This is a genomic window from Streptomyces sp. NPDC028289 (assembly GCF_055565975.1).
The window spans coordinates 1349475-1376400 of record NZ_JBVHTI010000001.1 but is presented as its reverse complement, the minus strand read 5'-3'; the positions used below and the strand labels follow the sequence as shown (position 1 = coordinate 1376400).

Here is a 26926-nt window from a genome sequence, read left to right as displayed (position 1 = left end):
CTACTCCTGCCGGCGTTCCTTCCACCGTTGCCGCACCTCCTTGATCCGCTGCCGGGCGGCGGCGTCGCACAGCGCCGCCGTCAGCAGCGGGGCGGTGCGCCGCCGGGCCAGCAGCAGCCGCTGGTTGACGACCGGCAGGGGCCGCCAGTGGTGCTTGTACGGCTCGTCGCCGCGCAGCAGACTCAGCGCGCCCCGCTCACCGGTGCCGGTGTGCTGGGTGCAGGCGTCCAGGAGCATCACCGCCACGTCCGCCTTGCGCTCCCGCAGTTGGGGATGCGCCCCGTACAGGTAGCCGCCGGCGAGACTCGGCGCCAGCAGGGTCAGGTCGACGGCGACCACCTCGTCGTCGAGCCGGAACTCGGTGACCACCGCGTCCCCGGACCGCACCATCGGCCCCACCGAGCGCACCAGGTGCTCCTGGAACCGGGACTGGAGGTGCTCGGTGGTCACCTTCCGCTCCTGCCACTGGAGCCGGTGCAGGTCGAGGAGGCGGCGCAGCGCCGCGTCCACGCCGTCGGGCGGTACGACGTCCCGGCGCACCCCGAGCGAGTCCAGCTTGCGCAGCTTCGCGCGGACCCGCTGGGCCTTGTTCGAGGGCAGCCGGCCGACCAGCTCGTCCATCGACACGGCCGGCAGCTCCAGGCAGACCGAGTCCGGCACCTTCCGGCACGGTCCGCGCCAGCGCTCGTAGACCCGCTCCGCCGCGCCGCCGGGCCGTACCTCGCGGAAGTCGATCAGCGCCGTCCGGGCCGCCTCGGCCAGTTCCCGGGTGAGGGTGTCCGCAACCCGGCCGTCGTCGGCGTCGGCGAGCAGCACGTCCGCGTAGTCCGAGATCGCCCCGCCGAGCGGCACCAGCGTGGGCAGCGGCCGGTGCACCAGCGTCAGCGGGGCCGCACCGACCAGCTCACCGCCGTAGCGGACCAGGACGAGACGGAGCCGGCCGGGGGTCCCGTAGGAGCGCCACCAGGAGTGCAGCCAGGCGTGGCTCTGGAAGGGGGTGGCCGTGCCGCACCGCCGGTAGAGGCGGCCCCAGGCGGGGGCCAGCTCGGCGAAGGCGCCCTCGTCGGTGACGAGTTCGGTGGTGTACGCGGCGAGCGTCGGGTGGGCCGTCGTCGTCACAGCTGTCCGTGTACGTCGGCGGCGACGGCCGGGCCGGGCACCGAGGCCTGCCGGGCGGACTCCTCCACCCGGCGCCGAGGCCGTACCAGGAGCACCAGACCGCCCAGCAGCCCGCCCGCGCTCGCGCCCACGAGGCCGGTCACCTTCGAGGACGCGGAGGTCGGCGTGGTCGGCTTCGGGGCCCGGGAGAACGGGAGGAGTTCGACGTTCGTGTCGCTCTTGGTGTCGTTGGCGTGCTGGATGAGCGAGCGGGCCACCGCGTTCGCCATGTCGGTGGCCTGGAGGGCGTGCGGAGAGGTGGCCGAGACGGCGACCATCGGCGCGTCCGGCGAGGTCTCCGTCTGCACACTGCTCTGCAGCGTCTTCAACGGCACCCCGGCCCACATCTGGGCGTCCCCGAGCACCGCGAGCTGGGTGGCGACCCGGCCGTAGGCCTGCGCGAACCCCTGCGCGGACGCGGTGTCGGACTTGTCGGCGGTGACGGCGATGACATAGGCGGTCGCCGTGTAGCTGGGCGGCGTCAGCACGCCGTAGGCGCCGCCCAGCAGCCCGCCGGCGAGGACCCCGGCCGCCAGCAGCGACCAGGGCGGGATGGCGCGGGGGAACGGGCGGGGTGCTCGGACGGTGTTCTCGGTCATGGCGTACTGGCTCCCTGGGGTGTGGTGGCGAGTGCGGCCGCGTAGACGTCCATGAGCTGGGCGGCGCTGCGGGTGATGCAGTAGTGACGGGCGGCGTCCGGCGCGCCGCGCGGGCCGGGGCCGGCGGCGCGGGCGGCGGCCAGCGCCTCGGCGTAGGCGGCGGCGCCGCCCGTGATGCGGCGGGCGCCCGGGGCGGCGGCGGGCGGCAGGTCCTCGACGGCCGGGCAGGAGCTGTAGAGCACGGGCAACCCCGCAGCCAGCGCCTCGACGACCGCGAGGCCGAAGGCCTCCTCGGCGGAGGGTGAGGCGAGCACGTCCATGGCGGAGGTGAGGGCCGGCAGGTCGGGTTCCCGCGCGCTGTCGGAGGCGTAGGGCCGCTCACCGGCGAAGAGCACCCGGCCGTCGACCCCGGCCGTCCGCGCGGTGCGCCGCAGGGCGTCCTCCTCCGGGCCACCGCCCACCAGCAACAGCCTGCAGTCGGCGGGGAGCCGGGCGAGGGCCTCGACCAGGACGCCGAACCGCTTGCCGGGCGCGAGCCGTCCGACGGCGCCGACGACCCAGGCGTCCTGCGGGATGCCCAGGCGGTCGCGGACGAGCCGGCGCCGGGCCGGGTCGAAGCGGAACCGGTCCATGTCGATGCCGTTCGGGACGACCTCGATCCGCGGCCCCGGCACCCCCCACCGGCGCAGCCGCTCGGCGACGGTCGGCGAGACGGCCACGGTGGACCGCCCGAGCCGCTCACCCGCCAGGTACAACGCCCGCACCCCGGCGGTCAGTTCTCGCCCCTCCAGCTGCGAGTCGCCGAGCGAGTGCTCGGTGGCGACGACCGCTCGGACCCCCGCGAGGCGCGCGGCGATCCGGCCGTAGAGACAGGCCCGGTAGAGGTGGGTGTGGACGAGGTCGTAGCGGCCCCGGCGGATCAGCCGGACCAGGCGGGGCAGGGCGGCCAGGTCCCGGTTCCCGGCCATCCCGAGGTGGACCACCCGTACCCCGTCCGCGGCCAGCCCGTCGGCGACCGGCCCAGGGTTGGTGAGCGTGACGACGTCGCAGGCGACCGGCAGGTGCCGCAGCAGCAGCCGCAGCTGCTGCTCCGCGCCGCCGGTCCCGAGGCCTGTGATGACGTGCAGGGCCTTCATTCACAGCCCCTGGACGGGACGGCGGCGCAGCCGGTGCAGCCGGTACTTCAGGAAGAGGCGGGCGGCGTGGTCGTTCTGTCCGACGTGCACGCGGGGCAGGGCGTGCGGGCCTGCCAGCGGGCCCGGGTCGATGGCGCAGGCGTAGCCGTATCCGGCGTCCCGCACGGCGTCGACGGCCCGCCGGTCGACGGTGCCGTAGGGGTAGCAGAAGCCTTCGACGGGGGCCTGGACCAGCTCCTCGAGGAGCGCCCGGCTGTCGGCGGTCTCGGCGCGCAGGGTCTCCGCGTCGGCCTTCGTCAGGTCGACGTGGGTGAGCCCGTGGGACCCGATCTCCACCCCGCTTCCGGCGGCCCGCCGGACGCCGTCGGCGGTCAGCAGCGGCTTGCGCGGGCCCAGCGGGTCCCAGGCGTTGTCGCCGCCGAGCCGTCCGGGCAGCACGAAGAGGGTGGCGCCGCAGCCCCAGCGGTCGAGGAGGGGCAGGGCGTGGTCGAGGAAGTCGGCGTACCCGTCGTCGAAGGTCAGCGCCACCAGCCGGCGCCCCTCGCCGCGGGCCCGGGCGGCGAGCAGCCCGGCGACCGACACCCCGCGCAGCCCGCGCCGGCGCAGCCAGCTCAGCTGTTTCTCCAGACGGCCGGGGGAGACGGTGACGCGGTACGGGTCGTCGGAACAGTCGCCCACGGAGTGGTACATGGCGACCCAGGGGACCGGGCCGGTGACGCGTCCGGCCCTCGCGGCGGACTCAATGGAAGACGGCATGCGCGAGCCTTCGGGTGACGGTGGCTACGGAACGGAGTGCGGGTGCGAAGCCCTGGGCGTCCAGGGCCCGGCCGAGCAGGACGAAGAGGACGGTGACGACGGTGGCGCCGGCGGCCAGACCGGTGAACGGGTCCGCAGGCTGCGCGGCCACGAAGATCCCGACGGTGGTCGCGGCCACCGCCGCCCGCACCGGCCGGCTCAGCTCGACGAGCACCCGCCGGGTACGGATCGGGACGCTGCGCGGGCCCGTGCCGGCCAGCAGGAGCACCGCGGTGGTGGTGATGCCGGTGGCGTTGGCGGCGGCGATGCCGGTGACGCCGTACGAGCCGACCGTCAGGGTGCCGATCCAGGAGGTCACCACGATCCCGGCGGCCATGGCGCCCACCGGGTACCAGGAGGCGCGGCCCGCCGAGAAGTAGGAGCGGACCAGCACCCCGACCAGGCTCTGCCCGAGCAGCCCGAGCGCGTAGACGCGCATCACCCCGGCCGTGGCGGTGGTGTCCGCGGCGGTGAACGCCCCGCGCTGGAACAGCAGGTGGACGAGTTGCGGCGCGCAGGCCACGACCACGGAGGTGCCGAGCAGCACCACGCTCGCGGCCACCGAGAGATCCCGCTCGACCCGGCTCCGGGCCCGCTCGGTGTCGCCCTCGGCCAGGGCCCGGGCCACCACCGGGAAGGTGACCGTGCACAGCATCATCGACATCGTCATCGGGATCTGCGCGACCTTCTGCGCGTAGTTGAGGTGCGAGATGGCCCCGGAGTGCAGGTGCGAGGCGAGGAACCGCTCGATCAGCACCTGCGACTGCCGGCACAGCGCGAACAGCAGCACGGTGGCCATCAGCGCCACGTTGAGGGGCCGCTCCTCGGTGCCGGCCGCACCCTCCTCCCGCGACCCGGGCCGGTGCCGCAGCTGCCGCAGCAGCGACGGAGCCTGTACGACGACCATCAGGGCGCCCCCGGCCGCCACCCCGAACGCCGCCGACCGCACGCCCCAGTGGCCGCCGAGCGCGAACATCGCCGCGATGATGCCGGCGTTGTAGGCGACGTAGATCGCGGCCGGGGCGAGGAAGCGCCGGTGCGCGCGGAGGGCGGCGCTGCAGTACCCGGCCAGCCCGAAGGTCAGCACGCAGGTGGCGGTGAGCCGGGTGCAGCCGACGGCCAGCGCGGGGTCCCGGAGGCCGGGCGCGAGCACCTTCACGAGCTGCGGGGCCCCGCCGATCAGCAGGGCGCCGACACCGGCGAAGGCCAGGGCCAGCTTGGGCAGCGTCCCGGCGACCAGGGCCCGGACGGGATCGCCGGGCGCCCCCTGCGTCCGCCGGGCAAGGGCCACGCTGAACGCGGGGACGAGGGCGAACGCCAGCCCGTCCTCGATGAGCAGCGTCGCCGCGAACTCCGGCACGGTCCACGCGACGAGAAACGCGTCGGTGTCCCGCCCGGCCCCGAACAGCCGCGCGAGGGATTGGTCACGGATCAGCCCGAGCAACGAGCCGAGCGCGGAGAAGACGGCGGTGCCGAGGGCGGCCTTGGCGAGAAAACCACGCGTGGGCGGTGCCCCTTCGACTCCGGCCCCGGCAGTGCCCTGTCCTGGGGCGCGGGGCTGTGACATGTGCGGCTCCGCCGCGTGGGCGCGATCAGCCCCCACCGGCCCGCAGTCGACATCCGACCCTTCCACCCCCGGCGTCACAGTCACCGTGCCGCAGCTTCCTCGTCGTGCTCCGCCCCGGCCAACGCCCACCACGCCACCGCCCCGAACACCACCGCCGTGAGAACCGTCGACGGCCCCCCGATGTCGGCGTACGCGAAATCAACGAGCTGCCAGAGCAGCAGCCCGCACCCCACCAGCGCACAGTCGAGACCGTCACCCGCACGCACCCGCCACAGCCCCCGCACCCCGCACACCAGCAGCGCCAGCCAACTGCCCGCCAGGGCAAGCAGCCCGAGCAGCCCCTGCTCGCTGAGCACCAGCAGGTACATGTTGTGCGGCGACAGCAGCGGCTGCTTCCGGTACGCCGCCCCCGCCCCCTCCGTGTCGCTCCCGGACGACAGCGCCAGCGAGGCGTGCGAGTCCCGGTACGCCGGGAAGTTCTTCAGGCCGACGCCGGTCACCGGGTGCTCCCGCCACATCCCCGTCGCCGCCGCCCACAGCGTGTACCGGTCGACCACCGACTGGTCCGGCGCGTCCGTGACCTGGCCGATGCTGCTGAGCCGCTCCTGGAGCATCGCCGTACCGATCCCGAAGCCGCCCACCAGCACCACGCCGGCCGCGACCGCCACCGCGGCCACCTTCAGCGCCCGCCGCAGCCCGGCCAGGGCGAGCTGCACACCGCAGGTCAGGACGGTCGCGATCCAGGCACCCCGGCTGAAGGAGACGGCGAGCGGCAGCAGCAGCCCGAGCGCGCACGCACCCGCCGCCACCCGCTGCCGTACCGGGGACCGCCCGAGCGCGAGCCCGAGCGCGCAGACCAGGCCGAACGACACCACCGTCGCCATGCCCATCACGTCCTGCGGCCCGAACGTGCCGACCGCGCGGATCTCCTCGCCCTGGTACGACGCCCCCGTCCCGGTGACGTACTGGTGCACCCCGACCGCGCCCTGCCAGACCGCGAGCCCCACGAACGACCAGGCCAGCAGCCGGAAGTCGGCGCGGTCCCGGACCAGCAGCACGACGGCGGCGGGGACCAGGACGAACACCTGGAGGTAGCGGCCGAGGCCGGTCAGCCCGGCGCCCGGTGAGGCCGCGCCCATCGCCGCGACGGCCAGCCCCACGACCGGCATGCCGAGCACCGCCACGGCCGTGGCGGACAGCGGGCGCCGCCGCTCCCGCAGCGTGCGCAGCGCGGCGTACAGCACCACAAGGGCGGAGACCGCATCGGCGGGCCCGGCACCGCCCTCCCCGCCGCCCGGGGCGAGTGGCAGGGCGAGGACCGCGAGTACGGCGACCGCGGCCAGCACCGGCGGCAGCCGCAGCGGCCTGGCCGGTGACAGTGCGAAGCTCATTCTCAGCTCCCCGTCGAGCGCACGAGCGCGGCCGCGGTGCGCAGCAGGATGCAGATGTCCTGCCACAGCGACCAGTTGTCGATGTAGGCGTTGTCGAAGCGGGCCCGGTCCTCGATGGAGGTGTCGCCGCGCAGCCCGTTGATCTGGGCGAGTCCCGTGATGCCGGTCTGCATGCGGTGGCGGGCCGCGTAGCCCGGATAGGCCTGGCTGAACTGGCCGACGAAGTACGGCCGCTCGGGGCGCGGGCCGACCAGGCTCATGTCGCCCCAGAGCACGTTCCACAGCTGGAGCAGCTCGTCCAGGGACGTCTGGCGCAGGAAGCGGCAGAAGCGGCTCATCTTGACCTCACCGGCCACGCTCCAGCGGGTCGCGGCCTCGTGCTCGTCGACCGGCCGGTGGGTGCGCAGCTTCAGCAGGGTGAAGGGGCGGCCGTCCTTGCCGATTCGCTCCTGCCGGAAGACGACCCCCGGCCCGTCGGTGATCCGCAGCACCGTCGCGCAGACCAGCAGCAGCGGCCCGGCCAGCACCAGCGCCGCCCCGGAGACGGCGATGTCCAGGATCCGCTTGCCGATGCTGCCGCGCCGCCGCGGGCCCATCTCCAGGCGGCGGCAGGAGAAACCGGCGAGCTGGTCGCGCATCTCGTACGCCGGTGAGTCCGCGTCGACCTCCCACACCACGCAGCCCGACTCGGCCAGCGCCCGCAGCAGCGGGCCCTGTTCGGTGCGGACGGCGGGGTGGACGGTGAGGACGGCCCGGACCCCGTTCTGGATGAGGGCCCGCTCGACCTCCTCGCCGGTGGTCAGCACGGGCAGGCCGTCGGTGCCCTCGGGGTGTTCGGCGACGACGCCGACCGGGCGCACTCCGCAGCCCCGGTGGCGCAGCACGGCGGCGGCGACCCGCTGGGCGGTGGCGGCCGGGCCGATGACCAGGGCGGCGCGCGGCCGGCGCAGCAGGGCGAGGCGGCGCCGCCAGTGCACCAGGCCGCGGCCCGCGCCGGCCGCCGCCGCGTGCAGGGCGAAGCCGAGCAGCAGGACGCGGAGGGACAGCGCGCGGTCCGGGGCCCAGGCGGCGACGGCCGCGGCCAGGCCCAGCCAGACGACGGCGATCCGGCCGCAGACGGTCGGGAGTTCGTCCAGGATTCCGGTCATCCGCCGGATGGTCTGCGGGCGCAGCAGTATCGCCCCGGCCAGCAGCAGACCGACCAGGGCCGGCCGGCGGGCGGCCTCGTCGAGCGCGGCCGTGCCGAGCAGGGCGGCACACAGGTCGGCGGCGAGCAGCGGTACCGGGGAGGCGGGCCGCGCGGGCGGCCGCCGCAGCGGGAACCGGAAGCCGCCGGCGGTGCGCGGCGGCAGGACGGAGACGGGCGAGAGTCCGTGGTCCCGGGGCTGGGCGCCGGGGGAGGGGACGGTGCTTTCCGCGGTCACGAGTGGATGGACTCCCTGCGCTCGAAGGACACCAGCGGCCGCCCGCCGAGGAGTTCGCGGTACAGCTCCGCGACCGCCTCCGCCGTGCGCCGCACATCGTGCGTGGACAGGACGTGCCGACGCCCCCGGCCGCCGAGCGAGGTGCGCAGCTGCGGGTCGAGGAGCAGCGCGGCGACGGCCCCGGCCAGCGCACCCGGACGCCCCGGCGGGACCAGACAGTGCGCCGCCTGGCCGGGCGGCAGGCTCTCGCGGGCGCCGTCGACATCCGTGACCAGCACCGGCCGTCCGCAGGCCAGCGCCTCCAGCGGGGACAGCGCCATGCCCTCCCAGCGCGAGGGCAGCACCACCAGGTCGGCGGCGCGGTACCAGGGGCGGACGTCCGCGACGGGGCCCACGAACTCGACCGGGGCGGCGCCGGAGGCGGTGGCGGAGGCGGCGGAGGCGGTGGCGGAGGCGGCGGAGGCGGTGGCGGAGGCGGCGGAGACCGAGGCGGCGGCGAGCCGGCGCAGCGCGTCCCGGTCGGGTCCGTCGCCTACCAGGGCCAGCCGGGCGTCCGGCACCCGGCGCAGTACCTCGGGCCAGGCCCGCAGCAGCACGTCCTGGCCCTTCTGTCGGCACAGCCGCCCGACGCAGACGACCAGGGGAGCCCCCGCGGGCCGGTCGCCCGGGGGGACCGGGGCGACCGGCGTGAAGTGCTCGGTGTCGATGCCGTTCGGGACGACCGTGTACCGGGCGCGGATCCCGGCGCGCACGCCGGTCGTGCGCTCGGCCTCGCTGACGCACACCACCCGGTGCGCCCAGCGCGAGCCCCACCGCTCCCACCTCAGCGCCAGCGCGGCGGTGGCGCCGCCGACCGCCTCGAAGGACCAGGCGTGCGGCTGGAACAGGGTCGGGACACGCCCGCGCACGGCGAGCCGTCCGGCGAGGCCCGCCTTCGCGCTGTGCGCGTGCACCAGCGCGGGCCGTACCTCGTCGAGCAGCCGGCCGAGGCGTCGTACCTCGTCCGGGAGACCGGCGCCCGGCGAGCGGTCGGCGCGCCACCCGCGCACCTCGGCGCCCAGGTCCCGCGCGCGCTCGGCCAGTTCACCACCGGGGCAGGCCACCGTGACCCGCAGACCGGCCGTGAGCTGGGCCTTCGCCAGGTCCAGGACGACCCGGGCCACTCCGCCCTCGACGGGTTGCGCCAGGTGGAGGACCCGTGGCCGAGGGTCGGTGGCTGATCGGTGCATACGCGGATTCCTCGCTCACGGGGGGCGCGCTCGGGACTGCGGGCGGGGACGCGGCGTACTACCGCGCGTCCGCGGCGGCGAAGAGCGCGCCCGCCCACGCCGCGTCGCGCTGGGAAACGAGCCGAAAGGTCAGCTGGTCACCGCCCTGGGCGAGACCAGTACCTAGATCGAACACATCCGAGTCGTAGCCGAGCGTGTTGGCGTACGCGGGCTCACGCCGGGCGCGTACCGGGCCGGGTTCGTTGATCGTGGAGTTGAGTACGTCCTCGGCCGGGTCGGCGGGGCCCTGGAGCGGGACGGGTGCGTGCCCGGCGGTGGTGTAGGTGAGCGAGTCGCCGGTGCCGCCCCGGTCGCCGTTGTAGGCCACCAGACCCACCCGGCCGAAGGCGCCACGCGGGGCGTGTAGCCCGTTCAGCCGTACCTCGGCCGGTGTGTCGAGGGAGTCGAAGCCGTCCCAGAGGGAGAGCGTGCGCAGCGGCTGCGCCGGGTTCTCGTACGCCACGACCAGCGTCCAGCCGCCCCAGGCACCGGCCCCGGACCGTCCCGCGGCCGCGTTCACCTGGCCGACCGTCCACAGCCCTGGTCCGCTGGAGCGGACCAGCGCGGTCACGTCCGCGGAGGCCTGGAAGGCGTCGGCACCGCGGCCGGCGCGGTGACCCACGATGGTGTCGGCGAGCAACTCCTTGTAGGCGCCTCCGGGTTCGGCGATCAGCACCCGGCCGTCGTCCGCGGCCGGCTTCTGCTCGCCGGCCAGCAGGTTGCCGCCCCAGTACAGCCGCGCGTACGTCACCCGGGAGCCCTGCGGCAGCCGGAGCTCGGCGCGGGAGGAGTTGTACGTGTCGGGGTCGTCGTCGACGTCGGCATAGAACATGTCGAAGTCACCGTTCACCGCCGGGAGCCGCCCCTCCCGCACGGCCGCGCACGACGGTTCGTACGGCTCGCCGGGCGTCGTACGACAGCTGACGGACGTGTTGGCCGCGCGGGCGAAACCGCCGCGCAGCACCGCGTGGTAGCGCTCGGCGAAGGGGATGCGCGGGGCCTCGGGGGCGGGCGGGGCCGTCGCCCGGGCGGTGCCCGGTGCGCAGACCGAGGCGAGGACGAGCGCGCTCGCCGACGCACGGCACAGCAGCGGGCCCAGGAGATAGCGCATGACCGGCTTCGTTCTTTCAGGGAGGAGGGGGTGACGCGAAGAGTGCGATGTGATGTCAATACGGGTAAGTCGGGAGGCTCACAACTCTAGTCGCTATCCGTATTAATCCGTCAAAACCGGGCAAGTGTGTCGGAGTCGTGAAGGCGGTTCCCCGGAGATCACTCCTTCGGCGGCACAACCCGGGGCGGTGGCGCGCGTTGACACAGCGCTGGGCATCCGCCCGAATGTTTGTTTCGACCCCAAGGAGACCTCTCCATGTCGCGTATCGCGAAGGGCCTGGTCCTGTCCACCGCCGCCGTCGCGGCCGTCGCCGGCGCTGCCGGTGCGGCTGCCGCCGACAGCGGTGCGAACAGCGCCGCCACCCACTCCCCGGGCGTGGTGTCGGGCAACGTGATCGAGGTTCCGATCCACGTGCCGGTCAACGTCTGCGGCGACACCATCGACGTGATCGGCCTGCTGAACCCCGGCTTCGGCAACACCTGCGTCAGCGACTGACGCGGCGGCTGTTCCCTTCGGCCGGCCGTCCGCCCGCGCATCCCGCGGGCGGACGGCCGGTCAGTTTTTCCGGCCGCCCCCCGAACCGTGCCCGGGCGCCCGGTGCGCACGGGATCTCATATGTCTTCCGAAAACGGGGTTTCCGGTCCGCCGGGGCATCGTTGGGCATGACGTCGGAATTCCCCCGGGCGGCTTGCGTTGCCGAAAGTCGCCGAAGAAAGGAACATGATGAAGTCGCTGAAGGCCGTCGCCGTCGCCGCCGGTTCCGTGGCTCTCGTCGGTGTCGCCGCGCCCGCGTTCGCCTACAACACCGCCGACCTCACGCCCACCAGCCTCAACGGCGCCGTGAACACGCTCACCAAGGACGGCCTGGACCTGAACCAGGCGATGCCGCTGCGGCACCAGACGAACGCGCTCGACACCGAGAACAAGCGCTCCCCGCTCAACACGGTCAAGACCGCGGCCGCCGCCCTCAACCAGCACAACCCGCTGCTGGGCGGTCTGCCGCTGCAGAGCTGAGCGGCGACGGGCCGGGCCGGGAGCGTTCGAGGGACACCGAGGGGTGTCCCTCGTTCGTGTGGCCCGGTGGGCGGGTGTCCGCCGACCGGGTGAGCGGGCACCCGGCCGCCGTACGGCCCGTCGGTAGGGTCGCGCGGTGACCTCAACCCCAAGCGAAACCCGCCCCTTCCGCCTCGCCGACCTCGGCACGCTCGTCGTGCTGGCCTGGAGCGGCGAGGCCCCCGACGGCACTGACATGCCCTATCTGCTGGCCTACTCCCTCGGTGACGCCGAGGGCGGTCCCGAGGCCACCGGGGCCGCGATCGAGGCGCTGCTGGCGAACAACGGGGTGCCGGTAGGCGGCGACGTCGTCGACGGCACCGCCCGGCCCAGCCTGCCCGTCACGCTGCTCGTCGAGGCCGGCCAGGCCGTCCTCAGCCTGGCCCCGCTCAACGCCCAGTGCCCCGCGCCCGCGGAATGGCTCGCCGCGGTCGGCGAACGCGGCTACGCCTACCTGGTGTTCACCACCCGCCCGTGGCCCGAGGGCGAGCCCGGCAAGCCCGTCACCCCCGAGGCGCTGAAGGACTTCGCCGGGGCCGAGGAGACCCTGACGGCCGCCGCGCACGTCGTGCTGCCGGCCCGCAGCCTGCGCGGCTGATGACCGGGACCGCGGGCGGCGGGCGGGGGTTCGCGCTGCTGACGCTGGTTGCGGGGGCGGCCGGGCTGCTGGCCTCCTGGGTCATCACCCTCGACAAGTTCAAGCTGCTGGAGAACCCGCACTTCGTGCCCGGGTGCAGCCTCAACCCGGTGGTGTCCTGCGGGAGCGTGATGAAGAGCGCCCAGGCCTCGGCGTTCGGGTTCCCCAACCCGATGCTGGGCCTGGTGGCCTACGGCGTCGTGATCTGTGTCGGCGTGAGCCTGCTGGCCGGTGCCCGCTTCCCCGCCTGGTACTGGCTGACCTTCGACGCCGGCTGTACGTTCGGCGTCGGGTTCGTGTCCTGGCTCCAGTTCGAGTCGCTGTACCGGATCGGCGCGCTGTGCCTGTGGTGCTGCCTGGCCTGGGTCGCCACCATCGTCCTGTTCTGGTACGTCACCTCCTTCGCCGTACGCCATCGGTTCCTGCCCGCGCCGCGCGGGCTGCGGGAGTTCCTCGGCGAGTTCACCTGGGTGCTGCCGGTGCTGCACACCGGGGTCGTCGGCATGCTGATCCTGACCCGATGGTGGGACTTCTGGACCAGCTGAACATCCGAACAACTGCACAAAAGAAAAGCGGAATTCGGGAGAAGTGGATTGCCGATCAGCCGATCAGTGACCATCTGATGAGTGACCAGCTGATGAGTGACCAGTGGATTGGTGAACAGCCGACTAATGCTGCACCCGGGCGAATTGTGAACTGATGCCGACTCCGGCTCGTTACCCGGTACGGACGTCGCTCCTCTCGCATCCCGAAAGGCCCGTACCTGACATGAAGCCGACCACCCGGGTAACCCTTGCCGTCGTCGTCGCGGGCGTCGCCGTCGCCGTGGGCGCCGCCGCCACGCCCGCCGTCGCGGCCGACGGGGTCCCCGTTCCCGTGCCCCTGGACGGCGTCGAGAAGTCTCTCGGCACGCAGATGCCCAAGCTCGGCATGGAGCTGCCGCTGCTGATCCCCGGCGTCCCCGAGGGTCCGCGCTACGTCGAGGGCCGGCTCATCCCGGAGGGGGCGCTGCCGCAGGTGCCGATGAACGGCCGGCTGCCCGGCGTCGACCTCAGCGTGCCACTCCCCCGCGTCCTCGGCGCCGGCGTCGACCACGTCGGTGTCGACATCCCCGCCTCCGACCTGCGCACCCTCACCCCCGGCCTGGAGCTGGACGCCCCCCTCAGCGCACCCGACCCCCAGCACTACGGCCTGCCGCACCTGAAGATGCCCGCGGTCGGGGTGCTCGCCCCGGTCCTGCAGACGGTCCTCGGCGGCGACCTGGGCGCCGGCCCCGGCAAGTAACCCCCCTCGCGCGTACGGTCCTTTCGGCCCGTTCCCGCACCGGGCGGCGGCGCGGCGGTGACCGGGCGGCCCCTCGGACGGTTACCGGTACCGACAGTGGTCGGTGAACCGCACGAGGAGTGAGCATGGTGGTCGGAGTCGGTGGTGTGGCGGTGGGCGCGGAGCCGGGAGCCGGGCAGCCGGGCAGAGCCGGGGCGGGCAGACCGACGCGGCGCGAGCTGACGCGGGGGCTGTTCGCCTCCGTGGTGGCCCTGGCGTTCGCCCCGGTCGTCGCCGCCTCCCGCCCGTCGCCCCGGGCGGACGGGCCGGCCGGCACCTCCTTCGACGAGACCTACCGGGGCCGCCGTATCCGGGGCGCCCTCGTACCGGCGGCCGAGCGGGCCGTCGGCGACGGCGAATGGCAGGTCACCGTGGACGGCCGGCCGCTGCATCTGATGCGGCGGGCCGACGGCAGCTGGCTCAGCATGGTCGACCACTACAGCTCGTACCCGACCCCGCTGGCGGCGACCCGGGCGGCCGTGGACGAGATGGGCCCGGGGCAGCGGCTGCGCGATCCGGCGCCGGGCCCGACGGGCGGGGGACACCTGCACATGGGGGGAGACCATGGCGTACGTGCGTAAGGACGCCGGCAGCCTGACGGCCGCCGAGCGGGGGCGGCTCGTGAAGGCGTTCCTGGAGGTCAAGCGGCGGGGCGAGTACGACGAGTTCGTGCGGACGCACATCGAGTACTACACCCCCGACGGCGAGGACGGACTGCGCGCCGCCCATATGGCGCCCTCCTTCCTGCCCTGGCACCGCCGCTTCCTGCTCGACCTGGAGCAGGCCCTGCGCCGGGTGGACGGGTCGGTGACGGTGCCGTACTGGGACTGGACGAGGGACCGTTCGGCGTCCGGGGTGCCGTGGACGAAGGACCTGCTCGGCGGCAACGGCCGGGCCCGGGACCAGCAGGTGATGACCGGGCCGTTCGCCTACGCGGCCGGGCACTGGACCATCACGGAGGGCATCACCGACGGCGAGTTCCTCGCCCGGGACCTGGGCCGGGCCCGCGACCCGATCGACCTGCCCACCGGGGCCGAACTCGACCGGGCACTTGCCGACCCCGCCTACGACGTCCCGCCGTGGGACTCGACGGCCGCCCGGGGGTTCCGCAACCGGCTGGAGGGCTGGGGAACCGGCAGCGGCAAGGCGTCCTGGCACAACCACAACCGGGTGCACCGCTGGGTCGGCGGGGCGATGCTCGGCGGCGCCTCCGTCAACGACCCCGTCTTCTGGTTCCACCACGCCTTCCTCGACCTCCAGTGGGAGCGGTGGCAGGCCCGGCACCGCGGGCAGCACTACCTGCCGGCGAAGCCGCCGGGCCCCGGCGACCCGCAGCGCGACCGGGTCGTCGCCCGGGGCGGGAAGCTGCCGCCGTGGGACGTCACCCCCGAGTCGCTGGAGGACGTGAGCCGGATCTACCGGTACGCCTGAGGAGCCCCGGACACGGCAGGAGCCCCGGCGCGCCGGGCGCCGGGGCTCCTTGGCAGGCGGTGGCTCAGGAGCCGTAGCCGCCGTTCTTGCTGTCGCCGCTCTTGAGGTGCCCCTCGGTGGTGCAGGTGCCGGCGAACGCCGGGTTCAGCAGACCGATGACGTCGACGGTGTCGCCGCACAGGTTCACCGGGATGTTGACCGGAACCTCGACGACGTTGCCGGACAGCACGCCGGGCGAGCTGACGGCCTCGGCGTTGGCACCCGCGTCGGCCAGGGCCAGGCCGGCCCCGCCGATCACCACAGCGCCGGTACCGAGGGCTACGACGGCGGCCTTCGCGATGCGAGACATCACGTTCTCCTTCTTGTTGCTCGGGGAGTGCGGCGGCAGGACCAGCCGCCGCTCCCCGTTCAACGCCCCTACCTGCGGCTGGTCACGCCGATCACCGGACGATCACTCCAAGGGCCGGGGTCAGGACACCCCCTGAGGCAGCCGCCGTACCGGGGCTCCCGCCAGGTAGGCCCGGATGTTCTCCACGGCCTGGCCGTAGTACGTCGTGTAGTTGGCGTAGGAGACGTAGCCGAGGTGCGGGGTGGCCAGCAGCCGGGGCGCGGTGCGCATCGGGTGCCCGGCGGGCAGCGGCTCGGTGTCGAAGACGTCGACACCGGCGCCCGCGATCCGGCCCTCGTGCAGCGCGGCGAGCAGCGCGTCCTGGTCCACGATGGCCGCGCGGGAGGTGTTGACGAGGTAGGCGGTGGGCTTGAGGAGGGCGAGTTCGGCGGCGCCGAGCAGCCCTCGGGTACGGTCGCCGAGCGCCAGGTGCACCGAGACGAAGTCGCTGGTGGAGAGTAGGTCCTCCTTGCTCGGCGCGAGGTCGACGCCGACCTCCTCGGCGCGCTCCTCGGTGAGGTTCTGACTCCAGGCACCGACCCGCATCCCGAAGGCGAGCCCGACCTGCGCGACCTTGCTCCCGATCTTCCCGAGCCCGAGCAGCCCGAGCCGGCGCCCGTGCAGGTCGGCGCCGACGGTGGACTGCCAGGGCCCGCCGGACCGCAACGCCGTGCTCTCCTGGACCACCCCGCGGGCCAGCCCCAGCAGCAGCGCCCAGGTCAGCTCGACCGGCGGCGTCGAGGAACTCTCCGTACCGCACACCGTGACCCCGTGCGCCTCGGCGGCCGCGTAGTCGATGACGCTGTTGCGCATCCCGGAGGCGATCAGGAGCCGGAGCCGGGGCAGCCGCCCGAGCAACGACCCGGGAAAGGCGACCCGCTCGCGCAGGGTGACGACGATGTCGAAGTCGACGAGAGCGGCGACGAGTTCGTCCTCGCCCCCGAGATGCTCCCGCAACGAGACCACCTCGACCCGATCGGCGAGCGAGGCCCAGTCCCCGAACTCCCCGCACACCCCTTGAAAGTCGTCGAGTAGAGCACAACGAAGACGCATTACTTCACACTACCGGCCACTCCAAGGCGCCCCGTTGGGGGCGCGGGGAACTGCGCGATCCGCCCAGACGCACCCGCAGCCGCCCGACAACGCAACCGCGCAACCCCTTTGGCGCACAACACACCACCGCACGAACAAAAGGCCGCCCCTCAACAGGGCGGCGATGGCAATGGGGTCCGGTGGGTGGGGCCACCGGACCCGGTACCGGGCACAGCGGGTGCCGGGCGGAACGTCAGTTCGGCGCAAGGATCGAGCGGTACCACGGCTCGGCCCGGCCGAACCACGTGGCGAACCCTCCCCCCGGGCACTGACCGAGATCCGACCAGAGGGCGTCGGCCGCGAAGAAGTGGTCCGTCGTGAGGATGTCGAGCGTGCCCGGCGCGACCCCCTTGGCCGCGAGGATCGCCTTGGCCCCCTCGACGGTGAGGTTGTCACGCGGCCAGTCGATCCCCGCACAGTCGGCGACCGCCCGCAACGCACTGCCCACGGTGACCGGCGCCGGATCCGCGGCGTGGTACACCCGCGAGGTCAGGACCCCGTCCGGCACCAGCGCGGTCGCGACCAGTAGCCGGGCCAGGTCCGGCGCACCGATGACCGACGCCCGCGACAGCCAGCCGGCCACCACTCCCGGCAGGGCCCGCAGCAGCCGTGCCAGGGTCGGACCGACCCACAAGTCCCCCTCTCCGAAGACCAGATGGGGCCGGAGCACCACACCGCCGGCCGCGAGGACCGCGTCCTCCGCCGCCGCGCGGGTGCGGGAGGTGACGGAGCCCGGATTGCGGGTGAGCTCCTCGGGGCGGTGACCGCGGAAGGTGCCGCGGCCGTACACCGAGGCCGTGCTGAGCTGGACGATCCGGCGCACTCCTGCCCGCCGCGCCTCGGCGACCAGCGCCGCCGTGCCACGCGCGTTGACCGCCTCGTTGGCCGCGGCGCTGCCGCCGATCTGCGCCGCGCAGTGCAGGAGTACGTCGACCCCGTCGCACACCCCGCGCAGCGAGCCGGGGTCGGTGAGGTCGGCGTGCACGGTCCGTGCCCCGGAGCAGGTCCGCGGCAGGGACCGGCGGTGGCTCATGAGCCTGAGGTCGGCCCGCCGGCGCTGTGCCTCGCGCGTCACATGGGTCCCGACGAACCCGGACGCGCCGGTGATGAGAAGGATGGGCACGGGGACTCTCCCGGGGAGCGGTCGGGGTCAGCGGACACGGGGCCGCAGGACGAGTTCGGCGGTGAAGACCGTCTCCTGGCGCTGGCTGCCGAGCACCCGCACCAGCAGGTCGCCGGAGCCGCCGTACGGTTCGGGGTCGGCCGTGATCCAGCAGGGCGCGTCCAGTTCGGCGTACCGCGTGAACTCGCTGCGCATGCCGAGCAGCAGGGCACAGGGTGCCCCGGTGCGGGCGTGCGCGGCCTGCCGGGCGGCCTCCAGGAGGAACATGCCGGGTATGTGGTCGACCGGGTGGTCGAAGTAGGTCGGGTGCGCGGTGTCGACCCGCAGTTCCCATCTGCCGTACGTGCCGGGCCGGGGTTCGCACAGGACGACGTGCCGGGCGGTGGCGTGGCCCACGGCGGCCGGGTCGAGGGCCGGCGGCGGGGTGCGGTCGGTGGTGGTGGGGCGCTCTCCGCGCATGCGCCGGTAGATCTCCGGGCTCATGCAGCGGAACGCGGCCGAGGCGGTGGCGCGGGCCCCGTTCTCCCGGACCACGGTGACGTCGTAGCGCATCTCCCGCAGCCGGCCCGCGCGGCGGACGACGTCCCGGCAGACCGCGTGCATCTCGACGTCGGTGGGGACCGCGTCCGTGACGAGCAGGTCGGGCTCGGCGGTCACGGACATGTCAGACATGAGGAACTGGTGGCCGAACGGCACGTCGAACTCGGCGTGGGCGAGCAGGGAGCCGATCTGGCGGATCGACTCGATCAGCAGCATCGGGTCCTGGTATCCGCCGTCGGGGGCGAACAGCGCGTGGCTGCGCGGCCATTGGGCCCGGACGACGAAGCCGTCGAAGCCTTCGCCGTGCGGGGACTCGTCGCGCTCCCAGCCGGTGAGCAGGACTTCGGAGACCGCTGCGCGGTGGACGTACTCACGCGGCACAGTGGTGGTCAGTCCGGGAAGCAGCGGCTTCGGGGCGATGGCCCGGTCGGTGAGGTGCGGCATGTGCGGCGCTCCTGTGTCGGTGTGACGGGAAGGAGGGGGCAACAAGCCGTACGTCGGCTGTCACCCCCCGTGGCCGACGTTCTGCACCACAAGATACAGACAGGTCGGTCCGGTTCTGCAAGGGGCGAGGCGATTTCTTGGGCGAGTCGGGAGGGCTTCGGAGTCTGCCATCGATGTCAACCGACCGTTATGTCGGTATTGCAACCATGAAACGTACAAGGTTGTATGGTTCATCGGGAGTGGTCGACCCTTGGTCAAGTCTTTTCATGGGGCGACTTAACGGAGTCCCACCCCCCACTTGTCCGGTATTCCGACGAAATCGCAGCTCACGGTAGGGATGGTGAAAGCCGGTTCGGGCGCCGCGCCCGACGGCCTGGGCGGTTGACAATCAGACAAGTCTGTTTGGTACGGTCTGGTCGTGAACCCGCAGTCCGAGATGACGTGGATGTGCCTCAGGGGGAGCAGATGAACCGCCAGTACGCGGACCTCGTGGCGCCGTCGCCGCGGCGCCACCGCTCGCACGGCCCGCTCGTCCCGGTCGGTCACCCGGCCGGACACCCGGCCCGCCCGGCTCCCGTGTACGGCGCGCCGCGGGCGGGAGCGCTGAACGTCCTGGTCGTCGAGAACGACCCACGGGCCGCCGACCCCCTCCTGCAGGGGCTGGCCCGGCACGGCTACGCGACCCACGGCGCGACCACCGGCGCCCAGGCGCTGCGCGGCCACCGCGAGGCCGACCTGGTGCTGCTCGACCTCGACCTGCCCGACCTCGACGGCCTCGAGGTGTGCCGGGGCATCCGGGCCGTCAGCGACCTGCCGATCATCGCCGTCACCGCGCGCGGCTCGGAGCTCGACTGCGTGCTCTGCCTGCAGGCGGGTTCGGACGACTATCTCGTCAAGCCCTACGGCTTCCGGGAGTTGCTGGCCCGGATGGAGGCGGTGCTGCGCCGGGTGCGGGTCCAGCCGGCCGACGACCCGGCCGCCGGCCGGGTCGTCGCCCACGGGCCGCTGCGCATCGACCCGGGCGCCCGCACGGCCACCCTCGACGGCCGGCCCCTCGACCTGACGCGCAAGGAGTTCGACCTCCTCCACCTGCTCGCCTCGCAGCCCGGCACGGTGATCCCGCGCCGCCAGATCATGGCCCAGGTGTGGGACGACGCGTGGTCGCCGCGCGGCCGCACGGTCGACACCCACGTGGGCACTCTGCGCGGCAAACTGGGCTCCAGTGCCTGGATCGTCACCGTCCGCGGGGTCGGTTTCCGGATCGGCAGTCCCTGAGGCCCTCTCGCGTTCTCCGAGGTCACGCCCGGTTCCGGCGCACGGTCGCGGAACCGCTTTCTGACAACTCCCGCCGCGGTACTGACCGTGGGCCGCCGGTGCGGCTTACAATACAGACCAGTCTGTTGAATTCAGTGGGAGAGCGTAAGGATCTGGCATGGCTCAGCAGGAACGCGGCAAGCGATCACGGCGGTCGATCCTGGAGGCGGCGGCCCAGGTCTTCGACGAGCGCGGCTACGACGCCGCCAGCACCAACGAGATCCTGGCCCGCACCGGCCTCACCCGGGGGTCCCTCTACCACCACTTCCCCTCCAAGGAAGCCATCGCGCTGGCCCTGGTGCAGGCCCACGCCGAGGCCCTGGAAGTGCCCGAACGGCCGGTCAGGCTGCAGTCGGTGATCGACCTGACCCTGGAGTTCGCCCGGCGCCTGCAGCACGACGCGGTGCTGCGCGCGAGCGTACGGCTGACGACGGAACAGACGTCGTTCGACTGCCCGCCGCAGACCACCTACGAGCAGTCCATGGACACCATTCTGACGCTGCTCCAGGAGGCCGAGAAGCGGGACGAGATCCTGCCGGGGGTGGACGTGCGCGAGGTGACCGCGCTGATCGTCGGCTCCTTCACCGGTCTGCAGATCATGTCCCAGGCCTACACCGGCCGCGCGGACCTGCCCGAACGCACCAGCGTCCTGTGGAAGTTCCTGCTGCCCGGCCTCGCCACGCCGGGCCTGGTCGGGCGGCTGCGCACGACGCCGCCCGAGGAGTGAGCGGCCCGCTCTCAGATCCTGCGCTCGCCGCCCCGGCCCGGCGGCCGGTCCCGGTCGAACAGCGGGCGCAGCAGCCGCCACAGGCGCTGGGTGATCTCACCGTCCCACCAGCCCGGGTCGGTGTGCCCGAGGGTCTCGATGCCCGCGGCCATCACCACCGCCAGGTCGGCGAGGTCCTCGGCCGGCTCCTCCGACTCCTTCTGCGCCTCCGCGACCCGCTCGTGGACCGCGGCGAGCAGGTCGTCGCGGAGCCTGGGCGGTCCGGCCGAGCCGTCCGCGGCCAGCTGCATGCCCGCCCGGACGACCTTCTCGGTGCGCATGGCCTCGCCGAGCGCGAACAGAAAGCGTTTGGGCGCGTCCGCCGCCGGCCCCGCGAAGGCCTCCTCGGTCAGCGCCTCCACCCGCGCTCTCGCCTCCTCGTACACGGCCGCGGTCAGCGCGGTGGTGGAGGAGAAGTGGTGGTAGAGCGCCCCCCGGCTGACCCCGGCCCGGCGGCAGATGTTGACCAGTCCCGCGTCGGACAGCCGACCGTCCGCGATGAGCTCGGCGGTGGCATGGACGAGAGCCTGACGCGTGTGCTCGGATCGCGCCTGCATCAGGTCGTACCCGCCTTCCCTGCCAACAGTGTGCCCGGTACATGCACTACCTGCGGGCACCGGTGCCAATGGTGGTAAGAATCATACAACCATGCCTGTTTCATGGGAGGACCCCGGTGTCGGATCACCTCCGCACGATCTGCACAGAACCCCAACGTCCCTGGCTGTGAGGGTGGTTGTCCGGAAACATGCGCGACGGACGAAGACCCTGATGGAGCGTCAATCAGACAGGTCTGTTTGTAAAAGGGCTCAAATCCGGCCACTTGACACAGGTTTGACACTCCGCTGACAGAGCTGCGGAGGATTGTGGGAAGCCTGAACCGCCGGGCGTTGAACCGGCCGCCGGCCCCCCTGAGACTGGATGCAGTTCCACACGGACCGAGGATTCGGGGGATCCGAATGGAAGAGCCGGAGCGACTCACGGACGACCACGTCAGCCGCGACTGCCGCAGGCGCTGCGGCCGGATCTGCGTCCGCTGCCAGGACCGGATCGACGGCGGACTGCGCACCCTGCTCGACCTGTACCGGGAGAGCGACCAGGCACTGGTGCCCGGGGCGCGGGTGCTGCGCGAGCGGGTGAGCGGCAGCCGCGCCACCGTCGGCATCGTGCTCGACGAACGGACGCTGGCCCTGCGGGCCCGGACGGCCGAGGTCATGGCGCTGTGGGCGCGGCTCGTCGTGGACGAGCGCACCGGCGCCCGGCCCGCGGGCCGCGGGGTGGCCGCGCTGGTCGGGTTCCTGCGCGGGCAGCTGCCCTGGTTCGCGGGGCACCCGGCGGGCGCCGACCTCGACGAGGAACTCGCCGAACTCCTCGCCGACTTCCGCCACCTGCTCGGCCCGGGCCCGGTGCGCCGGTTCGCCCTCGGCGCGTGCACCCGGCCGGAGTGCGCCGGGACGCTCTACGGCGTCCTGCCGGCGGAGGGCGGCGACCGGGTGCCGGAGCAGGTCGCCTGCGACGCCGGCCACGCACTGCCGCCGCGCCAGTGGCTGCTGGTCGCGAACCGGGCCCGGGAGGCGGTGACGACATGACGGAGCCGAACCGTCCGGCCGGGCCGGCGAGCGGGACGGCGACCGGAACGGCGAAGCCGCGCACGGTCCCGACGGAGCTGGCGGCCCTGGCGATGGGCGTCACCCCGGCGACCATCCGCAAATGGGCCAGCCGCGGCAAACTCACCCGCCACGGCGGCCCCCGGCGAGCCGAGTACGACCTCGACGAACTCTTCGCACTGGCGCGCCGGAGCGAGACCGAATAGGCGGTACGAGCCCCGGCAACCGCAGCGAATTCGAGTAGCTCCGCGCCGCCGCACGGAATTCACCGACCACCACCCCGCAAGAAAACCGGATCCGTGCGGGGATCCGGTACGAAGCAGCCCCCGCGGCCCATCCCCCCTGCCGCGGGGGCTTCTTCGGTTACCCGATTGATTGTCAACTCGCTTCATTTAAAGGGAAGTTGACGCAACCGAACAGAGGTGTCACACTCTTTTCGGCGCCCCCATGCCCTGACGGCGGTGGCGCTTCTCCCGGGCTTCTGCATTTGAGCCCGTGGCATTCTTCGCGAAATCCGTGCCCCGACCGGGGCGCGGATTTTTTGTTTTCCTTCCGCCCCGACTTGAGGAAGTGTGGTCGATGCCTGTTTCCACCTGGACACCCGTCGGTCAATGGACGGGTACGGTCACGCACGACGGCGAGGTGGACGAGTACACCGTCGCCTTCGCCCCGGACGGCTCGCTCTCGGTCACCACGCGCAAGAGCACCGGCACCGGCGCCTGGACCGTCACCGGCGACGACTCGCTGGAGTTCTCCCTGCGCGAGGACTTCAACCTCGACGTCACCCAGATCAGCCCCAACGGCCACCGGGCCGCGTACATCCAGATCGACATCACCGCGCGGCACGACGGCGACGCGCTCACCGGCGAGGGCAAGGCCGTCGTGCACGGTCCCGACGACGTCGTGATCTACGCGACGGACGCCCGGACCGAAGCGCGCCGGGTGTCATGACGGCCGAGGTCGCCCGGCTCACCGACGTGCTGAGCCTGCGGGACCTGGCCGGGCGCTATCTGGCCGGCCTCGACGAGGGCGGCTTCGACGAGACCTGGGCGAGGTCCCTGTTCACCGAGGACATCGAGATGACGTTCCCGGTCGGCAGCCACCAGGGCCTCGCCGGGGTGTCCGGCTTCACCACCGAGATCATGGCGCGCTGGGGCCGCACCCACCACCACGGCTCGGAGACCCAGGTCGACGTCGACGGCGACCGGGCCGAGCTGAGCTGGAGCCTGATCGCCTCCCACGTGCACCACGGCTCGCCGCTGCCGCCGGACCCCACCCAGTACTTCCAGCTCGGCGGCCGCTTCACCGGCACGGCCCGGCGCACCCCCGACGGCTGGCGGTTCGACCGGCTGCGGCTGCGGATCGTGTGGACCACCGGCGCCGTGCCCAGGGGAGTGACCCAGGTCGACCGACAGACCCTCGACACCCGGGGAAACCAGCCCGCTTCGGCAGCCACTTCGGCAGCCACTTCAGCAGAGGAGAACACACCCATGCCGACCGCACTCACCGCGGACCAGCAGAAGGTACTGATCGAGAAGGTCTTCCACGAGGGCCTGGACCTCGGCGACCTGTCGGCCGCCGACCGCTACCTCACCGCCGACTTCCGCAACCACGGCAGCCACGACGACTCCATGCGCGGCCCGGAGGCGTTCAAGCACACCATCCGGATCCAGCAGTCCGCGTTCAGCGACATCAAGTACGAGATCCTCGACTTCATATCGATGGGCGACAAGGCCGCCATCCGCTGGGTCATGCACGGCCGGCACACCGGCCCGTTCATCGGCATCCAGCCGACCGGGCTGCAGGTGCAGCACCAGGCGATCATCTGGTTCCGCTTCGAGGGCGACCGGATCGCCGAGCGCTGGGGCATCGTCGACAACTTCTCCCTGGAGCGCTTCCTCAAGTCCGGCGGCAGGCCGGCCGGCCCGCTGACCCCGGCCGGCGGTCCGGCCGGCGGTCCGGCCGGCGGTCCGGGTGCGGGCAAGCCCGCGGCCTGATCCGCCGCCCCGGCCGCGCCCGGCCCCCGCTGACGGCGGCGGGGGCCGGGCGCCGTCCGCCGCCCTACCCCAGCACACCCCACAAGACGCCAAGGGCTCGACGGAGCAAGGGACTTGAGACATGCCGATCGACAGGAAAGTCGCCCGCTTCAACCGGCGGTTCGCCAACCATTTCGTCGGGCCGCTGTTCAGCCGGCTGCCCGGTTTCGGGAAGGTGCACCACCGCGGCCGTAAGTCGGGGCGTGAGTTCGCCACGCCCGTCAAGCTGTTCCGGCGCGGCGCGGACATCGTCATCACACTGCCGTACGGGCCCGGCTCCGACTGGGTCAAGAACGTACTCGCGGCGGGCGGTTGCGAGATCACCACGCGCGGCCGCCGGATCCGGGTCACCGGGCCGGTGGTCTTCACCGACGACGGTACGACGAAGATGCCCGCCCTGACCCGGCGGATCCTCTCCCGGGTCGAGGCCACCGAGTTCCTCGCGCTGACACCGGTCGAGGAACCGGCGCGGCTGCGGGTGGCCCGGTCGTGACCGCCGTCGGCCTGGTCACCCGGCCGGTCCGGGCGGCGCTGCTGGTCGGCTCCGCCCGCGACGGGCGGCTCGCCCCGGACGTCGCGGGCTGGTTCGCGCGGGTCGCCGCCCACCGCGACGACCTGGTCCTGGACGTCGTCGACGTCGCCGAGCACCTGCTGCCGGCGAGCCTCGACGAGGCCGACCCGCGGGCGGCGGCGCTGCGGCCCCGGCTGGCCGGGGCGGAGGCGTACGTGGTCGTCGTACCGGAGTACAACCGGAGCGTTCCCGGTCCGCTGAAGACCCTCATCGACAGCTTCCAGAGCGAGTGGGAGGCCAAGCCGGTCGGGTTCGTCGGCTACGGCCTCGGCATGGCCGGCGGAGTGCGGGCGATCGAGCATCTGCGGCAGATCTTCGCCGAGTTCCACTGCGTGGGGATGAAGGACGTCGTGACGTTCCCGCGGGTGCTGGAGCACTACGACGCGGAGGGCCGCTTCGCGGCCGATGCCGACGGGGCCGAGGCCGCGGCCAAGCTGATGCTGGACCAGCTCACGTGGTGGGCGACGGCGCTGCGCGACGCCAAGGCCGCCCGTCCCTACGGGACTTGAAAGTTCCGGCGCCGACAACGCGCCCCTTCAGGGGCGCGGGGAACTGCGCGACGAGCCACATCGGACCCGTGGCCGGTCCACCACGGATCGCGGCACCTTCTGCGCATCCCCGTGCCGGGCGCGGTTGTCGGGCGGCTGCGGCGCCGTCGTGGCTGGCCGCGCAGTTCCTCCCCCAGCCTTCGGCCGGGGGTGCCCCCAGCGCCCCTGACGGGGCGCGTCACCTGATCCCCTCTGTATTAGGAGAACGCGATGGCTGCCGCCGCCCCCGATCCGCTCACCCCTCTTCTCGTCGCCGTGCCCGTGGTGATCCTCGCCTGCAGGGCCGGTGCCCAGTTGCTCAAACGGCTTGGGCAACCCCCCGTCGTCGGCGAGATACTCGTCGGCATCCTGTTCGGCCCGTCCCTGCTGGGCTGGCTCTGGCCCGGTGCCCAGGCGTGGCTGTTCCCGCAGTCGGCGCTGCCGTACATCGGCGTGCTCGGGAACTTCGGCCTGCTCGTCTTCATGTTCCTCGTCGGACTCGAACTCGACCTCAAATCCCTGCGCGGCAACAGCAGAACGGCCGTCGCCGTCTCCCAGGCCGGGATCGCGCTGCCGCTGCTGCTCGGCACGCTGCTGGCCCTCGGCATGTACGGCGACTTCGCGCCGCCCGGCACCGAGAGGCTGCCGTTCGTGCTGTTCATCGCGGTGTCGATGAGCATCACCGCGTTCCCGGTGCTGGCCCGGATCCTGACCGACCGGGGCCTGTACCGGACCCGGGTCGGCGCGCTCGCCATGGCCAGCGCGGCCGTGGACGACGTCAGCGCCTGGTGCCTGCTGGCAGCGGTGGTGGCGGTGACGAAGAGCAACTCGCCCATGGAGGCCCTGACCACCGCCGGGTACGCGCTCGTCTTCACCGCCGTGATGTTCCTCGTCGTACGGCCGCTGCTGGCCAGGTGGGCCGCGCGGGCGGAGCGCCGGTACGCCGACGGTGTCGTGCTGGTCGTGCTGTTCAGCGGGCTGAGCGTGGCCGCGTTCGCCACCGACCGGATCGGGGTGCACGCGCTGTTCGGCGCGTTCCTGTTCGGGGTGGTCACCCCGCGCGGCAGCCGGCGGATCGAGGTCACCGCGGCGCGGATGCGGGCCTTCGCCGTGCCGGTGCTGCTGCCGCTGTTCTTCGTCAGCACCGGGCTGAAGACCGACGTGGGGCTGCTGGGCGGCAGCGGTACCCAGTGGCTGTGGGCGGGGGCCGTGCTCGCCGTCGCCGTGGTCGGCAAGTGGGGCGGCGGCACGCTCGCGGCACGCCTCTCCGGCCGCGACTGGCGGGACTCCATGTCGCTGGGCGCGCTGATGAACTGCCGTGGCCTGACCGAGCTGATCGTGCTCAACATCGGGCTCGGGCTGGGTGTCATCGGGCCGGAGCTGTTCACCGTCCTCGTGCTGATGGCGCTGCTCACCACGGCCATGACCACCCCGGCGCTGGCCCGGATCCGCAAGGGGATCGACGAGGAGCTCGGACGGGAGACGGCCGGAATCGGACAGGACGAGCCCGCCCTGGAGATCGCGAGAACCCGCTGACCTGCGCCTACGGGCGTGACAGCGGGGTCAGCCGCCGACCGGCGAACAGTTCAAGCCCTGATGGTTGGAAGGTTGCTAGTTGGAAGCTTGAT

31 protein-coding genes are annotated in these 26926 nt (G+C 73.2%); 17 read left to right on the top strand and 14 right to left on the bottom strand.

The window, feature by feature from the left end:
- From ACZ4UV_RS06045 to ACZ4UV_RS06005, 9 genes are all read right to left on the bottom strand, one after another.
- Positions 1-1119 carry a GNAT family N-acetyltransferase gene (locus ACZ4UV_RS06045; protein ID WP_451016997.1) on the bottom strand — a complete coding sequence of 373 codons (1119 nt, stop codon included), beginning with the start codon at positions 1117-1119 and terminating at the stop codon, positions 1-3.
- Positions 1116-1757: a YveK family protein gene (locus ACZ4UV_RS06040; protein WP_467835971.1), complete on the bottom strand. Its 642-nt coding sequence runs from the start codon at positions 1755-1757 to the stop codon at positions 1116-1118. Before ACZ4UV_RS06040 ends, ACZ4UV_RS06045 begins: the two co-directional genes overlap by 4 nt.
- Entirely contained in the window at positions 1754-2893 is a 1140-nt protein-coding gene (locus ACZ4UV_RS06035; protein ID WP_451016998.1) for a glycosyltransferase, read from the bottom strand. Before ACZ4UV_RS06035 ends, ACZ4UV_RS06040 begins: the two co-directional genes overlap by 4 nt.
- Positions 2894-3649: a polysaccharide deacetylase family protein gene (locus ACZ4UV_RS06030; protein WP_390039854.1), complete on the bottom strand. Its 756-nt coding sequence runs from the start codon at positions 3647-3649 to the stop codon at positions 2894-2896. It abuts the gene before it with no gap.
- Positions 3633-5255 (bottom strand): murein biosynthesis integral membrane protein MurJ, encoded by a 1623-nt coding sequence (gene murJ, locus ACZ4UV_RS06025; protein WP_467835969.1) that lies wholly within the window; start codon positions 5253-5255, stop codon positions 3633-3635. The genes ACZ4UV_RS06030 and murJ overlap by 17 nt, the downstream gene beginning before the upstream one ends.
- Positions 5256-5335: 80 nt before the next feature.
- Positions 5336-6646, bottom strand: coding sequence for an O-antigen ligase family protein (locus ACZ4UV_RS06020; protein WP_390039858.1), 1311 nt, complete (start codon positions 6644-6646; stop codon positions 5336-5338).
- Positions 6647-6648: 2 nt separating this feature from the next.
- Positions 6649-8070: an exopolysaccharide biosynthesis polyprenyl glycosylphosphotransferase gene (locus ACZ4UV_RS06015; protein WP_451017000.1), complete on the bottom strand. Its 1422-nt coding sequence runs from the start codon at positions 8068-8070 to the stop codon at positions 6649-6651.
- Complete coding sequence (locus ACZ4UV_RS06010) at positions 8067-9299, bottom strand: glycosyltransferase (RefSeq protein ID WP_467835966.1); 1233 nt, start codon at positions 9297-9299, stop codon at positions 8067-8069. The genes ACZ4UV_RS06015 and ACZ4UV_RS06010 overlap by 4 nt, the downstream gene beginning before the upstream one ends.
- A 58-nt stretch (positions 9300-9357) precedes the next feature.
- Positions 9358-10449 (bottom strand): DUF3344 domain-containing protein, encoded by a 1092-nt coding sequence (locus tag ACZ4UV_RS06005; RefSeq protein WP_451017002.1) that lies wholly within the window; start codon positions 10447-10449, stop codon positions 9358-9360.
- Positions 10450-10704: 255 nt separating this feature from the next.
- Here ACZ4UV_RS06005 and ACZ4UV_RS06000 point away from each other — a divergent pair, with 255 nt between their 5' ends.
- The 8 genes from ACZ4UV_RS06000 (at position 10705) to ACZ4UV_RS05965 (ending at position 14893) form a co-directional block, all read left to right on the top strand.
- The gene (locus tag ACZ4UV_RS06000) at positions 10705-10944 is read left to right on the top strand and encodes a chaplin (protein ID WP_390039866.1); all 240 of its coding nucleotides are present in this window, start codon (positions 10705-10707) and stop codon (positions 10942-10944) included.
- A gap of 228 nt (positions 10945-11172) precedes the next feature.
- Positions 11173-11463 (top strand): hypothetical protein, encoded by a 291-nt coding sequence (locus ACZ4UV_RS05995; protein WP_390040430.1) that lies wholly within the window; start codon positions 11173-11175, stop codon positions 11461-11463.
- Positions 11464-11599: 136 nt separating this feature from the next.
- Positions 11600-12100, top strand: a complete 501-nt coding sequence (locus ACZ4UV_RS05990) for a DUF5949 family protein (RefSeq protein WP_451017003.1) — start codon at positions 11600-11602, stop codon at positions 12098-12100.
- A complete protein-coding gene (locus tag ACZ4UV_RS05985; protein WP_451017004.1) occupies positions 12100-12684 on the top strand; it encodes a vitamin K epoxide reductase family protein in 585 nt (194 codons plus the stop codon). Before ACZ4UV_RS05990 ends, ACZ4UV_RS05985 begins: the two co-directional genes overlap by 1 nt.
- Positions 12660-12839, top strand: coding sequence for a hypothetical protein (locus ACZ4UV_RS05980; protein ID WP_451017005.1), 180 nt, complete (start codon positions 12660-12662; stop codon positions 12837-12839). Before ACZ4UV_RS05985 ends, ACZ4UV_RS05980 begins: the two co-directional genes overlap by 25 nt.
- 68 nt (positions 12840-12907) lie before the next feature.
- Positions 12908-13423, top strand: coding sequence for a hypothetical protein (locus ACZ4UV_RS05975; protein ID WP_451017006.1), 516 nt, complete (start codon positions 12908-12910; stop codon positions 13421-13423).
- A 125-nt stretch (positions 13424-13548) separates the two neighbouring features.
- The gene (locus ACZ4UV_RS05970) at positions 13549-14043 is read left to right on the top strand and encodes a tyrosinase cofactor (RefSeq protein ID WP_451017007.1); all 495 of its coding nucleotides are present in this window, start codon (positions 13549-13551) and stop codon (positions 14041-14043) included.
- Positions 14027-14893: a tyrosinase family protein gene (locus tag ACZ4UV_RS05965; protein ID WP_390039876.1), complete on the top strand. Its 867-nt coding sequence runs from the start codon at positions 14027-14029 to the stop codon at positions 14891-14893. Before ACZ4UV_RS05970 ends, ACZ4UV_RS05965 begins: the two co-directional genes overlap by 17 nt.
- 64 nt (positions 14894-14957) lie before the next feature.
- Here ACZ4UV_RS05965 and ACZ4UV_RS05960 read toward each other — a convergent pair whose 3' ends face one another.
- From ACZ4UV_RS05960 to ACZ4UV_RS05945, 4 genes are all read right to left on the bottom strand, one after another.
- On the bottom strand, positions 14958-15242 hold the full coding sequence (locus ACZ4UV_RS05960; RefSeq protein WP_390039878.1) for a chaplin: 285 nt from the start codon (positions 15240-15242) through the stop codon (positions 14958-14960).
- A 120-nt stretch (positions 15243-15362) separates the two neighbouring features.
- The gene (locus ACZ4UV_RS05955; RefSeq protein ID WP_467835964.1) at positions 15363-16334 is read right to left on the bottom strand and encodes a D-2-hydroxyacid dehydrogenase family protein; all 972 of its coding nucleotides are present in this window, start codon (positions 16332-16334) and stop codon (positions 15363-15365) included.
- A gap of 232 nt (positions 16335-16566) precedes the next feature.
- Positions 16567-17496, bottom strand: coding sequence for an NAD-dependent epimerase/dehydratase family protein (locus ACZ4UV_RS05950; RefSeq protein ID WP_451017008.1), 930 nt, complete (start codon positions 17494-17496; stop codon positions 16567-16569).
- Positions 17497-17523: 27 nt separating this feature from the next.
- Positions 17524-18480 (bottom strand): ScbA/BarX family gamma-butyrolactone biosynthesis protein, encoded by a 957-nt coding sequence (locus ACZ4UV_RS05945; protein ID WP_451017009.1) that lies wholly within the window; start codon positions 18478-18480, stop codon positions 17524-17526.
- Between the two features lie 465 nt (positions 18481-18945).
- Between ACZ4UV_RS05945 and ACZ4UV_RS05940 the strand changes: the two genes are divergently transcribed.
- Together ACZ4UV_RS05940 and ACZ4UV_RS05935 are read left to right on the top strand one after the other, a co-directional pair.
- Positions 18946-19755, top strand: a complete 810-nt coding sequence (locus ACZ4UV_RS05940; RefSeq protein WP_467835962.1) for a response regulator transcription factor — start codon at positions 18946-18948, stop codon at positions 19753-19755.
- A 157-nt stretch (positions 19756-19912) separates the two neighbouring features.
- Complete coding sequence (locus tag ACZ4UV_RS05935) at positions 19913-20521, top strand: ScbR family autoregulator-binding transcription factor (protein WP_351502834.1); 609 nt, start codon at positions 19913-19915, stop codon at positions 20519-20521.
- Between the two features lie 11 nt (positions 20522-20532).
- On the opposite strand, the gene ACZ4UV_RS05930 is transcribed toward ACZ4UV_RS05935, so the two are convergent.
- Positions 20533-21117: a TetR family transcriptional regulator gene (locus tag ACZ4UV_RS05930; protein WP_390039889.1), complete on the bottom strand. Its 585-nt coding sequence runs from the start codon at positions 21115-21117 to the stop codon at positions 20533-20535.
- A 399-nt stretch (positions 21118-21516) separates the two neighbouring features.
- Here ACZ4UV_RS05930 and ACZ4UV_RS05925 point away from each other — a divergent pair, with 399 nt between their 5' ends.
- The 7 genes from ACZ4UV_RS05925 to ACZ4UV_RS05895 all read left to right on the top strand — a co-directional run bounded on the left by ACZ4UV_RS05925 (position 21517) and on the right by ACZ4UV_RS05895 (position 26834).
- Complete coding sequence (locus ACZ4UV_RS05925) at positions 21517-22146, top strand: OvmZ protein (protein WP_451017011.1); 630 nt, start codon at positions 21517-21519, stop codon at positions 22144-22146.
- Complete coding sequence (locus ACZ4UV_RS05920) at positions 22143-22370, top strand: MerR family transcriptional regulator (protein WP_451017012.1); 228 nt, start codon at positions 22143-22145, stop codon at positions 22368-22370. The genes ACZ4UV_RS05925 and ACZ4UV_RS05920 overlap by 4 nt, the downstream gene beginning before the upstream one ends.
- Positions 22371-22743: 373 nt before the next feature.
- Complete coding sequence (locus ACZ4UV_RS05915) at positions 22744-23115, top strand: dehydrogenase (protein WP_256215980.1); 372 nt, start codon at positions 22744-22746, stop codon at positions 23113-23115.
- Complete coding sequence (locus tag ACZ4UV_RS05910; protein ID WP_467835959.1) at positions 23112-24161, top strand: ester cyclase; 1050 nt, start codon at positions 23112-23114, stop codon at positions 24159-24161. Before ACZ4UV_RS05915 ends, ACZ4UV_RS05910 begins: the two co-directional genes overlap by 4 nt.
- A 121-nt stretch (positions 24162-24282) precedes the next feature.
- Positions 24283-24693: a nitroreductase family deazaflavin-dependent oxidoreductase gene (locus ACZ4UV_RS05905; protein ID WP_351500630.1), complete on the top strand. Its 411-nt coding sequence runs from the start codon at positions 24283-24285 to the stop codon at positions 24691-24693.
- On the top strand, positions 24690-25280 hold the full coding sequence (locus ACZ4UV_RS05900; RefSeq protein ID WP_451021739.1) for an NADPH-dependent FMN reductase: 591 nt from the start codon (positions 24690-24692) through the stop codon (positions 25278-25280). Before ACZ4UV_RS05905 ends, ACZ4UV_RS05900 begins: the two co-directional genes overlap by 4 nt.
- A gap of 249 nt (positions 25281-25529) precedes the next feature.
- Complete coding sequence (locus ACZ4UV_RS05895) at positions 25530-26834, top strand: cation:proton antiporter (protein WP_451021738.1); 1305 nt, start codon at positions 25530-25532, stop codon at positions 26832-26834.
- Positions 26835-26926 lie beyond the last annotated feature (92 nt).